This window comes from Ramlibacter monticola (genome assembly GCF_016722785.1).
Classification (GTDB): Bacteria; Pseudomonadota; Gammaproteobacteria; order Burkholderiales; family Burkholderiaceae_C; genus Ramlibacter; species Ramlibacter monticola.
The window spans coordinates 219,777-232,500 of the sequence record NZ_JAEQNE010000006.1 but is presented as its reverse complement, the minus strand read 5'-3'; the positions used below and the strand labels follow the sequence as shown (position 1 = coordinate 232,500).

12 protein-coding genes are annotated in these 12,724 nt (G+C 70.8%); 6 read left to right on the top strand and 6 right to left on the bottom strand.

Annotation, left to right across the window (positions count from 1 at the left end):
* Window positions 1-156: 156 nt before the first annotated feature.
* The 6 genes from JJ685_RS21805 to JJ685_RS21780 form a co-directional block, all read right to left on the bottom strand.
* Window positions 157-819, bottom strand: coding sequence for a class II aldolase/adducin family protein (locus JJ685_RS21805; protein WP_201676607.1), 663 nt, complete (start codon window positions 817-819; stop codon window positions 157-159).
* A 15-nt stretch (window positions 820-834) separates the two neighbouring features.
* Complete coding sequence (locus JJ685_RS21800; RefSeq protein WP_201676446.1) at window positions 835-1,446, bottom strand: hypothetical protein; 612 nt, start codon at window positions 1,444-1,446, stop codon at window positions 835-837.
* A complete protein-coding gene (locus tag JJ685_RS21795) occupies window positions 1,443-3,692 on the bottom strand; it encodes a hybrid sensor histidine kinase/response regulator (RefSeq protein ID WP_201676445.1) in 2,250 nt (749 codons plus the stop codon). Before JJ685_RS21795 ends, JJ685_RS21800 begins: the two co-directional genes overlap by 4 nt.
* Window positions 3,689-4,141, bottom strand: coding sequence for a GNAT family N-acetyltransferase (locus JJ685_RS21790; RefSeq protein WP_330901815.1), 453 nt, complete (start codon window positions 4,139-4,141; stop codon window positions 3,689-3,691). The genes JJ685_RS21795 and JJ685_RS21790 overlap by 4 nt, the downstream gene beginning before the upstream one ends.
* An 83-nt stretch (window positions 4,142-4,224) precedes the next feature.
* Window positions 4,225-7,290 (bottom strand): FAD-binding and (Fe-S)-binding domain-containing protein, encoded by a 3,066-nt coding sequence (locus JJ685_RS21785; RefSeq protein ID WP_201676444.1) that lies wholly within the window; start codon window positions 7,288-7,290, stop codon window positions 4,225-4,227.
* Complete coding sequence (locus tag JJ685_RS21780; protein ID WP_201676443.1) at window positions 7,287-7,970, bottom strand: GntR family transcriptional regulator; 684 nt, start codon at window positions 7,968-7,970, stop codon at window positions 7,287-7,289. Before JJ685_RS21780 ends, JJ685_RS21785 begins: the two co-directional genes overlap by 4 nt.
* Before the next feature lie 118 nt (window positions 7,971-8,088).
* On the opposite strand from JJ685_RS21780, the gene JJ685_RS21775 reads away from it, so the two are divergent.
* The 6 genes from JJ685_RS21775 to JJ685_RS21750 all read left to right on the top strand — a co-directional run bounded on the left by JJ685_RS21775 (window position 8,089) and on the right by JJ685_RS21750 (window position 12,706).
* Entirely contained in the window at window positions 8,089-9,318 is a 1,230-nt protein-coding gene (locus JJ685_RS21775; RefSeq protein WP_201676605.1) for a pyridoxal-phosphate-dependent aminotransferase family protein, read from the top strand.
* Between the two features lie 30 nt (window positions 9,319-9,348).
* Window positions 9,349-10,314 carry a Bug family tripartite tricarboxylate transporter substrate binding protein gene (locus tag JJ685_RS21770; RefSeq protein ID WP_201676442.1) on the top strand — a complete coding sequence of 322 codons (966 nt, stop codon included), beginning with the start codon at window positions 9,349-9,351 and terminating at the stop codon, window positions 10,312-10,314.
* Entirely contained in the window at window positions 10,311-11,087 is a 777-nt protein-coding gene (locus JJ685_RS21765) for an enoyl-CoA hydratase/isomerase family protein (protein ID WP_201676441.1), read from the top strand. The genes JJ685_RS21770 and JJ685_RS21765 overlap by 4 nt, the downstream gene beginning before the upstream one ends.
* An 85-nt stretch (window positions 11,088-11,172) precedes the next feature.
* Window positions 11,173-11,517: a hypothetical protein gene (locus JJ685_RS21760; RefSeq protein ID WP_236599178.1), complete on the top strand. Its 345-nt coding sequence runs from the start codon at window positions 11,173-11,175 to the stop codon at window positions 11,515-11,517.
* A gap of 15 nt (window positions 11,518-11,532) precedes the next feature.
* Window positions 11,533-12,327, top strand: coding sequence for an alpha/beta fold hydrolase (locus JJ685_RS21755; RefSeq protein WP_201676440.1), 795 nt, complete (start codon window positions 11,533-11,535; stop codon window positions 12,325-12,327).
* A gap of 34 nt (window positions 12,328-12,361) precedes the next feature.
* Window positions 12,362-12,706, top strand: a complete 345-nt coding sequence (locus tag JJ685_RS21750) for an antibiotic biosynthesis monooxygenase family protein (RefSeq protein WP_201676439.1) — start codon at window positions 12,362-12,364, stop codon at window positions 12,704-12,706.
* The last annotated feature ends 18 nt before the right edge of the window (window positions 12,707-12,724 follow it).

Here is a 12,724-nt window from a genome sequence, read left to right as displayed (position 1 = left end):
GGGCGGAGGAAAGAGGGGCGAGCTGCGCCCGCGAAGGGGCGTGGACGCGAGTGTAGAGAGGCTTCCTCGCCGCACCGATGAACGAAGGTGCCGTTGGACTCCCACCATCGGGAGAAAGATGTAATCGCTTGTGTCGCTGCCCTTCGGGGCCCGCGTTCACCAGCGCGCGCCGAATGCAATGCGCAGCTGGTCGAGCGCGTCCTCCCCGAGGGGATGCGGCTTCGGATCGGCGATCGCCCAGAGCTTCGCCGTCTCCTCCAGCTCCTCCAGCACGGCCATCGCCTGCGCGGGCGAGTCGTGCCAGACGTTGGGCCCCAGCCGCGTGAGCATCACGGCGCGCAAGGGCGTGCCCCGGCCGGCGTAGCGGGTGATCAGCGAGGCCACGGCCTCGGCCGCTTCCGGCGCGCCAGGGCGGTGGTAGGGAACAACGGGCACGTGCCCCACCTTCATTACGAAATAAGGAGTAATGGGCGGCAGCAGTTCGCCCTGCGGGTCGCCGAGCGTCAGCGCCACGCAGTGGGTGCTGTGCGTGTGGATGATGCAGCGCGGCGCCGCCGCGGGCGCGGCGTGCGCCGCATAGATGCGCCGGTGCAGCATCAGCGTCTTGCTGGCCGGTGCGCCGCCCACCTGCCGCCCCTGCAGGTCCACCTTCGCCAGCGCCTCCGGCTCGAGGAAGCCGAGGCAGGCGTCGGTCGGCGTGATCAGGAAGCCGTCGTCCAGGCGCGCGCTGATGTTGCCGGCAGTGGCGTGCACGTAGCCGCGCTCGAACAGGCTCCTGCCCACGCGGCAGATCTCTTCACGCAGCCGGGCTTCGGTCAGGGTCGTTCCTTCTTCTCAGTAGGGAGGGGCGAAGCCGTTGCGGCCGGCGTTCACGCGCACCACGGTGGGCGTGCCGTTGACGTCCTGCACGACGGCGGCCACGCGTTGGCCGGCCTGCACCATGCCGCGCTCGCCGGGGCGCAGGCTCACGATCGGCGCTTCGGGCGGCACGATGATGGTCTTCTGGCCATCCTTGTACTTAAGTTCCAGCCGCTCGCCCGTGGGCGACTTCGCGACGTCGGCCACGGTCGCATTGGTCATGGTGCTTTGTGGCAGGAAGTCGAACGGATAGTGGCCCTCGCCGGTGCCCCGCATGGTTTCGGGAAACAGCACCACGGCGATGGCGCGCTGGCTGCCATCGGGCTGCGGCATGCCGCCCACGCCGACGAAGCTGCCGGCCTTCACGTCTTCCAGCTTCACCGGATAGACCTCGGTGACGATCCAGTTGGGGGACAGTGCGAGTTCCATGCGCTGGCCGCTGCGTTCGAGCAGGGTCAGCTTCGAGTCGGAGATCGCCTCCACGGTGCCGCGCAGGCGCGTGGTGCGAGGCTGCTGCGCGACCGCGATGGCGGGCGAGGCCGCGGCGAAGGCGAGTGCATGGAGGAACTGGCGACGGTGCAAGGTCATGGGGATCTCCTGTCCGTGTTCTCCCGCAGGCCCTCCCGGATCGCCTCCAGCAGCGCATCCGGTGCCGCGGGTTTGACCAGGTGCTGGCGGAAGCCGGCCGCGCGCGCACGGGCGAGGTCCGACGCGGTGCCGTACCCGGTCAGCGCCACAAGATAGCAGTTCCTGCCATTGGGGTGCGCCTTCAACCGCCCGGCCAGCTCGTAGCCGTTCATGCCGGGCAGGCCGATGTCGAGCACCGCGACGTCGGGCGGGAAGCGCTCCAGCATGCTCAGTGCGACGCCGGGGTCGTACGCCACCTGGACTTCCAGGCCCGACAGTTCGAGCAGCACGGCCGCGGTGTCGGCGGCATCGCGGTTGTCTTCCACCAGCAGGATGCGGCCCCGCTGGCGGTAGGGGGGCGCCAGGCCCGCCTCTGCCGCGGCGGCTGCCTCGGGCGGGGCGGCGGCCACCGGCAGGCGCACCGTGAAGGTGCTGCCGCGGCCGGCGCCCGCGCTCGCCACTTCCACCCCGCCGCCGTGCATCTCGAGCAGGCTGCGCACGATGGCGAGGCCCAGCCCGAGCCCGCCGCGCGAGCGGTCCACGCCCTGCGGAGCCTGGTAGAACTGGTCGAACACGTGCTTCAGCACTTCGGGCGGCATGCCGACGCCGTCGTCCGCGACCGTGATCCGCGCTTCGGCGCCGGCCTGCGCGAGCCCCAGGGTGATCGCGCCTTCGGGACCGGTGAACTTGATTGCGTTGCCGAGCAGGTTGTTGAGCACCTGCGCGAGCCGCACCTCGTCGCCCGCGACCCAGAGGGCCTCGGCCCCGCCGTCGATCCGGAGGTCCAGGTGGCGCAGCCCGAGCACCGGCTGGACCGCGCTGGCGGCGTGGCGCACGAGGGTGGCCAGGTGCAGCGGCTGCAGGCGCATCTCGAGCCGCTTGCCGGTGATGCGCGAGACGTCGAGCAGGTCGTCGACGAGGCGCTTCATGTGGGCGACCTGGCGCTCCATCACCTCGCGCTCGCGCTGCGTGCCGGGATCGCCCTTGCGCGCCATCAGGTGCAGGGCCGTCGACATCGGCGCCAGCGGATTGCGCAGTTCGTGGCCGAGCATCGCCAGGAATTCGTCCTTGGCATGGCCGGCCTCCTCGGCCCGCTGCAGCGCCTCGGTGGCGCGGGCGAGCAGGGTCTCGCGTTCGGCTTCGGCGGCGCGGCGTTCCTGCGCGGCGCAGTCCCGGTCGGTGGAGGCGTGTTCCAGGGCCGCGCCGACCTCCTGCAGCTCCGCGATGTCGAGCCGCGGCAGGTGCACCGGATCGCCGCGCCCGAGCGCCCCGGCCGCGGCCTTGAGGGCGTCGATCGGGTCCGCGACGTCGCGCGCGAAGTACCAGGCGAGAATGGCCGCCAGCGCCAGCGAGGCGAACAGGCCCGCGGCCACCGCGCCCAGCGCCTCGTACACGCCGGTGCCGGCGTCGGCCGCGGCGATGCTGGTCGCGACCACCCAGCCCCAGGCCGCCAGGCGCGTATAGCCGGTCTGGCTGCGCACGCCGTCCAGGGTGAAGGTGGTGCCCATGCCTTCCGGGTTGCCCTTCTCCAGCAGCGCCTGCAGGGAGGCGGGCGGTCTCTCGGTGGGATGGGGGCGCGAGCGCGCCACCCGTTGCAGCCGGCGGTCGAACACCGAGACCACGGAGGTGGCGGGGATCTGCTGCCTCATCAGCACGGTGAGGACGTGCTCCGTGGGAATCACGGCCGAGAGAACGTAGCGCAGCTCGCCGTCTTTCTCCACCGGCAGGCGCACCGCGAACGCCGGCAGGCGCAGGGGGCCGCGCGCCACGTCGCCCACCACCGGCTGGCGTTTCTCGATCGCGAGGCGCATGCTGCCGGGTTCGACCGGCGCCGGGTTGGCCGCGTCGGGGTCCATGGACGAATTCAGCAGGATACGACCCTGGTGATCGGCCAGCACGATGGAGCGCCAGCCCTGGGCTTCGGCCACCCGGCGCGCCAGGGCATGGAAGCGGCGCAGGTGGGCGGGCGCCAGTTCGTCGGAGAGCGCCAGGCTTTGCAGCACGCCGAGGGTGGCGCGGAGCTCCGCGTCGACGGCGGTGGCCATCGCGCGCGACACCGCCAGCGCGTTCTCGCGCGCATCCCGCTGGCGCTCGGCGCTGAGCCACGCCAGCACGATGCCCGCCACGATGGCCAGGGGCAGCAGCCCGCTCGCGGCCAGCAGGAACAGCCGGAAGCGCAGCGTTCGTCGCGGGCGGCCGGGCCTCATTTCTGCCGGATCACGTAGCGGACGAAGCCGTCCGCCTGCGTGAAGCGGTCATACAGGCGCCGGGCCGGGGCGTTGTCCGCCTTGGTCGTCCAGTACAGGCGGGCCCAGCCCTCGGCGCGCATGGCGTTGCGCAGCCACTCGATCAGGGCGGTGCCCAGCCCGTGGCCGCGGGCGGACGGCATGACGAACAGGTCTTCGAGGTAGCAGACCGGCTGCGTCTCCCAGGTGTTCTCGTGCACGACGCAGTTGGCGAATCCGTACACCTGGCCATCGACCTCCGCCACGATGCACATGACGGCGGAATCGGGATCGAGGATGCGGCTCCAGGTCCTGCGGGTGGTTTCCTCCGGCACCTGGGCGCGGTAGAAGTCGCAGTAGCCGCGCCACATCCGGCGCCAGGCAGCTTCGTCCGAGGGGAGGGCGGCGCGGATGGTGCAGGATGAGGTCACGTCCCCATTGTGCCCGCGCACGGCCGGGTTCGCACGGGATGTGTGCCCGATGCGACCCTGCGCGCCCGCCCGCCCCGGACGGCTCAGGCCCGCAGCGCCATCTCCAGCACCACCGCCGCATGCAGCGCCTGCCGCTGCGCGCCGTCGTGGATCTGGTGGCGGCAGCTGGTGCCGTCCGCCACGACGAGGGCGTCCGGCGCCGAGCGCACGGCGGGCAGCAGGCTCAGTTCGGCCATCTGCATCGACACGGCGTGGTGCTTCGCCTCGTAGCCGAAGCTGCCGGCCATGCCGCAGCAGCTCGATTCAATGAGCTGGGGCTGCGCGCCGGGAACCAGCTTCAGCACGTCCAGCACCGGCGAGATCGCGCCGAAAGCTTTCTGGTGGCAGTGGCCGTGCACCAGGATGGGCTTGTCCAGGGGCTTGAGCTTGCCGCGCAGTTCTTCCAGCCGGCCGGCCGCGGCTTCGCGCGCCAGGAACTCCTCCAGCAGCAGCGCCTGCCCGGCGAGCACCCGGGCCCGTTCGCCGAAGCCCATCGCCGTGAACTCGTCGCGCAGGGAGAGCAGGCAGGAGGGCTCCAGCCCCACCACCGGGATGCCCTTGGCCGCCAGCGGGTGCAGGGCGTCCACCAACTCCGTCGCCTTGGCGCGGGCTTCGTCCACCATGCCGCTGGCCAGGTAGGTGCGGCCGCAGCACAGGTGCTTGCCGTCGCCGGTTTCCTTGCTGGCGATGTGCACCGTGTAGCCAGCCGCCGCCAGCACGTGGAAGGCGGCCTTGGCGTTGGCCGATTCGAAGAAGGCGTTGAAGGTGTCGACGAACAGCACCACGGGCCTTTGCGCGGCGAGCAGTTCCTCGCGCGAGGCGCCCGGCACGCCGGCCTGGAAGAAGTGGCAGCTTTCCCATTCCGGCAGGCTGCGCTGCGCCGACAGCCCCAGGAATTTCTCGCCCAGCTTCGCCAGCAGGGGCACGCGGTTGCGCAGGTTCAGCAGGCCGGCGAAGCGGCTGGCGGTGGCGGCGTAATCGGGCAGGCGGCCGATCAGGCGGTCCTTCAGGGAGAAGCCGTTCTTCCTGCGGTCGGCGGCCAGGAACTCGATCTTCATGCGCGCCATGTCCACGCCCGTGGGGCAGTCGCGCTTGCAGCCCTTGCAGCTGACACACAGTTCCAGCGCCTCGCGCACGTCCTCGCTCGCCAGGCCGTCCGGGCCCAGCTGGCCGGAGAGGGCCAGCCGCAGGGTGTTGGCGCGGCCGCGCGTGAGGTGCTTCTCGTCGCGCGTGACGCGGTAGCTGGGGCACATCGTGCCGGCGTCGAACTTGCGGCAGTGGCCGTTGTTGTTGCACATCTCCACGGCCTTGGCGAGGCCCTTCGCCTGGTCGCCGCCGGTGCCGGGCGCGGTGGTCTTTTCCGTGGCGGGGTCGTTCTGCACGTCCCAGGCGCTCCAGTCCAGGGCCGGCTGCAGCGGGATGACCTTGTAAGTGGGCGGGAAGCGCATCAGGCGCGTGTCGTCCATGCGCGGCGGATCGATGATGCGCCTGGGCGAGAGCAGGTCCAGCGGGTCGAACATCCGCTTGATCTCGCGGAAGGCGTCGTCGATCTTCGGGCCGAACTGCCAGCGGATCCACTCGCCGCGGCACAGGCCGTCGCCATGCTCGCCGCTGTAGGCGCCCTTGTACTTGCGCACCAGGGCCGAGGCTTCCTCCGCGATGGCGCGCATCTCGGGCGCGCCGTTGCGCCGCATGTCGAGGATGGGCCGCACGTGCAGCGTGCCCACGGAGGCGTGCGCGTACCAGGTGCCTTTGGTGCCGTGCTTGCGGAACACCTGGGTGAGGGCGTCGGTGTATTCCGCCAGGTGCTGCAGCGGCACCGCGCAGTCCTCGATGAAGGACACCGGCTTGCCGTCGCCCTTGAGGCTCATCATGATGTTGAGGCCGGCCTTGCGGACTTCCCACAGGTTCTTCTGCGGGGCCTCGTCGGACATCAGGACCACCGAGCCGGGCAGGCCCAGGTCGCCCATCAGCTGTTCGAGCTCGGACAGCTTCCTCGCCAGCGCCGCCTTGTCGGCGCCGGCGAATTCCACCAGCAGCAGGGCGTCGGGCCGGCCGATCAGGGCCGTGCGCACGGTGGGCGCGAAGGCGGGGTTCTGCAGCGACAGGTCGATCATCGTGCGGTCGACCAGTTCGACCGCGGTGAGCGTGCCGTCGGTGCCCAGCTTCACGATGTGCTGGGCCGAGTCCATCGCCTGGTAGAAGGTCGGGAAGTTCACCACGCCCAGCACCTTGTGCCGCGGGAGCTCCGACAGCTGCAGCTTGAGGCTGCGGGTGAGGGCCAGCGTGCCTTCGCTGCCGACCAGGAGGTGCGCCAGGTTGACGCTGCCGTCCTTCGTGTACGGCTTCTCGTTCTGGTTGTGGAAGACGTCGAGGTTGTAGCCGGCGACGCGCCGCAGCACCTTGGGCCAGTTCGCCTCGATCTCGGGGGCCAGCGCCAGCGCCAGGTCGCGCACGCGTTCGCCGAGGGCGCGCACCGCGCCGCCCGCCTCGTCGAAGCGGCCGAAGGTGTGCAGCTGGCCGTCGGAGGTCCAGGCCTGCGCGCCCAGCACGTTGTGCACCATGTTGCCGTAGGCGATGCTGCGGCTGCCGCAGGAGTTGTTGCCGGCCATGCCGCCCAGCGTGGCCTGCGCCGCGGTGGACACGTCCACCGGGTACCAGAGGCCGGTCTTCTTCAGGTGGGCATTGAGGTGGTCCAGCACGATGCCCGGTTCCACCGTGGCGGTGCGTTGGGCCGCGTCCACCTCGAGCACCTTGCGCACGTGCTTGGAGAAGTCGATGACGAGGCCGGCGCCCACCGTCTGGCCGCACTGGCTGGTGCCGCCGCCGCGCGGCACCACCGGCACCTTGAGGTCCCGGCAGATGTCGAGGGCGATGCGCGCGTCCTCGGCCGACTTCGGCACGAACACGCCGACCGGCACCACCTGGTAGATCGAGGCGTCGGTGGCGTAGCGGCCGCGGTCGGCCGGCGAGAACAGCACCTCGCCCTGGGTCTCGGCGGCCAGCCGCTGGGCCAGCCGGCCGGCGACCTCGTTGCTGGCCTGGCTGACGGTGTCGTAGGCGTTGCCCGCGGCTTCGCGGGCGATCTCCAGCGGCAGCGGGGCGTTCACGACGCGGCCTCCGCGCGCGCGGCGCGCAGCTGCTCCAGCACCACCTCGCGCTTGTTGCGCAGGTGCGAGAGCAGCACTTCGCGCATCGCCGCGCCGTCGTGCGCGGCCAGGGCTTCGATCATCTTCTCGTGTTCCTTCATGGCGTTCTTCCACTTCTCGCCGTCCTGGTTGGAACGGAAGCGCAGGGCCTGCAGGCGTGCGTTGACCTGCTGGTAGACCTGCGCGAGCACCGGGTTCTTGGCCGCGGCGCTGATCGCGGAATGGATCCGCGCGTTGAGCGTGTAGTAGGAGGACAGGTCGCGCCGGGTATAGGCGGCCATCATCTCGAAATGCATGGCCTGGATCTCGGCGAGCTCCGACTCCGTGATGCGCTGGGCCGCCAGCTCGCCGGCCTGCGACTCCAGCCCCGCCATCACCTCGAAGGTGTTGGCGATGTCCTCCTCGGTCAGCGAGACCGCGACCGCGCCGCGGTTGGGCAGCAGTTCCACCAGGCCTTCGGCCGCCAGCATCTTGATCGCCTCGCGAAGGGGGGTGCGCGAGACGTTCAGGCGCTCGGACAGCTCGCGCTCGTTGAGCTTGGCGCCGGGGGCGATGCGGCCTTCCACCAGCATCTGGCGCAAGCGCTGCGCGACCTGCTCGTGGAGGGCGGCACGCGGGATGGCGATGACTTCAGCGGACATGGAGTGGCATTTTGTATGCAAAACCTTCGTTGCGCAAATGTCCTACTAAGGGTCATAGCCATTGACAAGCGAATTTTGTATGCAAAAAATGGCCGCCACCTGCAACCACCCCGCCGCCATGCTGACCCTCGACTACCACCCCACCGGCCGCCATTTCCTGCAGATCCCCGGCCCGTCGCCGGTGCCGGATCGCATCCTGCGGGCCATGAGCCTGCCCACCATCGACCACCGCGGGCCGGAGTTCGGCGCCCTCGGCCTGCGGGTGCTCAAGGGGATCCAGCAGATCTTCCAGACCAGGCACCCGGTGGCGATCTATCCGGCCTCGGGCACCGGCGCCTGGGAAGCGGCGCTGGCCAACGTCCTGAGCCCCGGCGACCACGTGCTGATGTACGAGACCGGCCACTTCGCCACCCTGTGGAACAAGATGGCGACGCGCCTGGGCGTGAAGACCGAGTTCCTGGGCCTGCCGGGCGTGGAGGGCTGGCGGCGCGGCGTGCAGGCGCACCTGATCGAGGAGCGCCTGCGGGCCGACAAGGAGCATTCCATCAAGGCCGTGTGCGTGGTCCACAACGAGACCTCCACCGGCGCCACCAGCAACATCCTGGCCGTGCGCCGCGCGATCGACGCCGCCAGGCACCCGGCCCTGCTGCTGGTCGACAGCATCTCGGGCCTGGCCTCGGCCGAATACAAGCATGACGAGTGGGGCGTGGACGTCACCGTCAGCGGCTCGCAGAAGGGGCTGATGCTGCCTCCGGGCATCAGCTTCAACGCGCTGTCGCCCAAGGCGCTGGAGGCGAGCAGGACGGCCCGGCTGCCCAAGTCCTTCTGGGCGTGGGACGAGATCGTGGAGATGAACAAGACGGGCTACTGGCCCTACACGCCCAACACCAACCTGCTGTACGGCCTGGCCGAAGCCTGCGACATGCTGCTGGATCCCGCCTTCGGCGGCCTGCAGGGCGTGTTCGCGCGCCACCAGCGCTGGGCCGAGGGCGTTCGCGCCGCCGTCCGGGCCTGGGGCCTGGAGATCCAGGTCACCGAGACCGCGACGCAGTCGCCGGTGCTCACCGGGGTGGTGATGCCCGAGGGCGTCGACGCCGACGCCGTGCGCAAGCTGATCTACGAACGCTTCGACCTGTCGCTGGGCACCGGCCTGGGCAAGGTCAAGGGCCGCATGTTCCGCATCGGCCACCTCGGCGACTGCAACGACCTGACGCTGATGGCTGCCCTGTCCGGCTGCGAAATGGGACTCAAGCTCTCCGGCGTGAAGCTGGCGGGCTCGGGCGTCGCCGCTGCCATGGAGTACTTCGCCGGCCACCCGGCCCCCGTCGCCCTGCAGAAGGCCGCCTGAGATTTCGACAGAACCACACTAGGAGACACCATGCAACGCAGAACCTTCGTGACCGGCGTCGCGGCTTCGATCGCCCTGCCGCTGGCCCGCGCGCAGAACCTGCCCCAGGGCCCCGTCCGCATCATCGTCGGCTTCGCGCCCGGCGGCGGCACCGACCTGCTGGCCCGCGTGATCGGCCAGAAACTCGGCGAGATGTGGAAGACCCAGGTGATCGTGGAGAACAAGGCAGGCGCGTCGGGCACCATCGCGGCCGACTACGTCTCCAAGCAGCCCTCGGACGGCTCCGTGCTGCACATGGCGCACATCAACAGCCACGCGATCGTCCCGCACCTGCAGAAGCTGAACTACGACGCCGAGAAGGACTTCACCCCGATCGCCATGGTGGGCGTCACGCCCAACCTCCTGATCTGCAACGCGCAGCAGCCGGCCAAGACCGTGAAGGACCTCGTGGCCCTGTGCAAGGCCAATCCGGGCCAGGTCAGCTTCGGGTCCGCCGGCAACGGCAGCGCGCAGCACCTGGCGCTGGAGATGTTCATGCTGCAGGCCGGGGTGAAGGCGATCCACGTGCCGTACAAGGGCTCGGGCCCGATGCTCACCGACCTCATCGGCGGCCAGGTGCAGTACAGCTTCGACACGATGACGGCCGCCACGCCGCACGTGAAGAGCGGCAAGGCGATCCCCATCGCGCAGACGCGCCTGAAGCGCGCCGCCGGCCACCCCAACGTGCCCACGATGGCGGAATCGGGCTTCCCCGGCTTCGAGGCGACGACGTGGTACGGCCTGGTGGGCCCGGGCAAGATGTCGCCCGCGATGGCCAGGCGGATGAACGAGGACGTGAACAAGGCGCTCGTCATGCCCGACGTGATGGAAAAGCTGGAAGCGTCCGGCGCCGAGGACGGCGGCGGCTCCACCGAGAAGTTCCAGGCCTTCATGCACGCCGAACAGGTGAAGTGGGGCAAGATCATCAAGGAAGCCGGCGTGAAGGGGGATGCGTGACGGCGGAAGGTTCGGTCGACCTCCTGATCGAGGGGAAGGTGGCTTCGGTCACCTTCAACCGTCCCGAGGCGCGCAACGCGATGACCTGGGCGATGTACGAGCGCCTGCGCGCGATCTGCGAGCAGTTGCGCGAGGACCGCTCGGTGCGCGTGGTGCGCTTCCAGGGCGCCGGCGGCGAGGCCTTCGTCGCCGGCACCGACATCGCGCAGTTCCAGGACTTCGACGGCGAGCGCGGCGTCGCCTACGAGCGCCAGATCGACGGCACCATGCAACTGCTGGCCGGCCTGCCCATGCCCACGGTGGCGGTGGTGCAGGGCTGGTGCATCGGCGGCGGCCTCGCCATCGCGAGCACCTGCGATTTCCGCATCGCCACGCCGGGCAGCAGGTTCGGCGTGCCGATCGCGCGCACGCTGGGCAACTGCCTGTCGATGGCCAACGTGGCGGGCCTCGTTGCCAGTTTCGGGCGCCCGCGCGTGCAGCGCCTGCTGCTGCTGGCGGACCTGATCGCCGCCGAGGAGGCGCACGCCTGCGGCTACGTGCTGGAGATCGCGCCGGCGGAGGCGATCGAGGCGGCGGCGCAGAAGCTCTGTGCGAAGCTGGCGTCGCTGGCGCCCGTCACGCAGCAGGTCAGCAAGGAGGCGCTCGCCCGCCTGCTGCGCCACGGCCTGCCCGAGGCCGAGGACCTGATCCGCCGCACCTACGGCAGCGCCGACTTCCGCGAAGGCGTGCAGGCCTTCGTGCAGAAGCGTCCGCCCGTCTGGCAGGGTCGCTGACTTCGGCGCGCCCAAGGTGGGCGCCTGTCCTACGCCGCGGTGGACCGCCGCTTCCTAGGATGGGCGCTTCACACGAGGACGCACCATGGCCGGCAACCAGCAAGAATCCACGACGGGCTCCAGGGCCCGGCCACGTCCGGACGATCCCGACGACCTGCTCGCCTCCGTGGCAGGGGAAGAGGATCCGGGCGCTTCCTTCGACCTTCCCGCCGGCACCGAGGGGCGCTCCGACCAGGCCGCCGGGCACACCGGCGGCCAGCCGGGCCCCGCGCGGCGGCCCATGAGCCCCGGCGACCAAGCCCCGGCCGGCACGCCCGGCACCGGTGAGACCGTGTGCCCCCGCTGCGGCGGCAGCGGCCGGCTCGGCGCCTCCGACTGCCCCGAGTGCAGCGGCACCGGCAGGATCAACGTGGGGATCGGCGGGGCTTGAGCCCGGCGCCGGGGCATGCCGCAGTTCGCGCCCACCCGACGCGCCCGGCTCCCCGGCATCCAGGCCGTGCAGACGCGCAGCGGCCGCCTGAGCTACATCCTCTCGGGGCACGGGGCCGCCCGGATCGTGCTGTTCAGCGGCACGGGAATGAGCCTGCAGGGCTGGGAGGCGCTCTATCCGGGCGTCGAGCGCGTCGGCCGCGTGCTGGGCTGGAACCGCTTCGGGATGCAGGGCAGCGACCGTCCCCGGGCGCGCCAGACCGGCGCCGTGGTGCTCGGCGCGCTGCGCGAACTGCTCGGGTACGCGGACCTCGCGCCGCCGTATGTGCTGGTGGCGCATTCCCTCGGCGGCCTGTTCGCGAATCTCTACGCGCGGCTGTATCCGCGGGAAGTCGCGGGCGTGCTGCTGATCGAGGCGACGCATCCCGCCGACCACGAGGTGCTGAAGAAGCACGAGGCGCAGATCGAGCGGGCGCTGGCGAAACTGCTGGTGCTGCCGGACGTGTTCTTCCGGCCCAACCTGCATGCGGAGCTGGCCTGCGTGGAAGACACCGTGCGCGAGGTCGAGGCGGCCGGCCCTTTCCCCGAGGTGCCGCTGCGCGTGGTCACGGGCGGGCTCACGCCCAAGGCCTGGCTGATGTCGCCCGCCGCGGTGGGCGCGCGGCGCGCCAACCAGCAGGCGCTGGCGCGGCTGTCGCCGCGGGGGGAACAGGTGGTTGCGCACAAGAGCGGGCACTTCCCGCAGCTCACGGAGCCGCAGCTGGTGTTGCGGGTGCTGGAGGAGTTGCTCGTGGAGGTGCGGACGGCGTAGGCTCGCGCAGCGCATGGCGCGCGAAGGAGTCCGCATGATCGCCGTCATCTTCGAGGTCTGGCCACGCGACGAACATCGCCAGGCCTACCTGGACTGGGCTGCCCGCCTGCGGCCGGAACTGGAGAAGATGGAAGGCTTCCTCTCCATCGAGCGTTTCCAGAGCCTCGCCGAGCCCGGCAAGCTGCTGTCCCTGTCCTTCTGGCGCGACGAGGAGTGCCTCGCGCGCTGGCGCCAGCTGGAATCGCACCGCGCGGCCCAGGCGGCGGGCCGGGGGACGATGTTCCGCGACTACCGCCTGCGCATCGCGGCGGTGGTGCGCGACTACGGCCTGGAGGAGCGGGCGCAGGCGCCGGAGGATTCGCGCCGCGTGCACGGTTAGTGTCCTGTCCCACAAATA

Excerpts from the sequence above, each read along its gene's own strand:
- JJ685_RS21750 (WP_201676439.1), top strand. The coding sequence starts at position 12,362 with ATGATCGCCGTCATCTTCGAGGTCTGGCCACGCGACGAACATCGCCAG.
- JJ685_RS21780 (WP_201676443.1), bottom strand. The coding sequence starts at position 7,970 with ATGTCCGCTGAAGTCATCGCCATCCCGCGTGCCGCCCTCCACGAGCAG.
- JJ685_RS21795 (WP_201676445.1), bottom strand. The coding sequence starts at position 3,692 with ATGAGGCCCGGCCGCCCGCGACGAACGCTGCGCTTCCGGCTGTTCCTG.
- JJ685_RS21770 (WP_201676442.1), top strand. The coding sequence starts at position 9,349 with ATGCAACGCAGAACCTTCGTGACCGGCGTCGCGGCTTCGATCGCCCTG.
- JJ685_RS21800 (WP_201676446.1), bottom strand. The coding sequence starts at position 1,446 with ATGACCTTGCACCGTCGCCAGTTCCTCCATGCACTCGCCTTCGCCGCG.
- JJ685_RS21775 (WP_201676605.1), top strand. The coding sequence starts at position 8,089 with ATGCTGACCCTCGACTACCACCCCACCGGCCGCCATTTCCTGCAGATC.
- JJ685_RS21755 (WP_201676440.1), top strand. The coding sequence starts at position 11,533 with ATGCCGCAGTTCGCGCCCACCCGACGCGCCCGGCTCCCCGGCATCCAG.
- JJ685_RS21760 (WP_236599178.1), top strand. The coding sequence starts at position 11,173 with ATGGCCGGCAACCAGCAAGAATCCACGACGGGCTCCAGGGCCCGGCCA.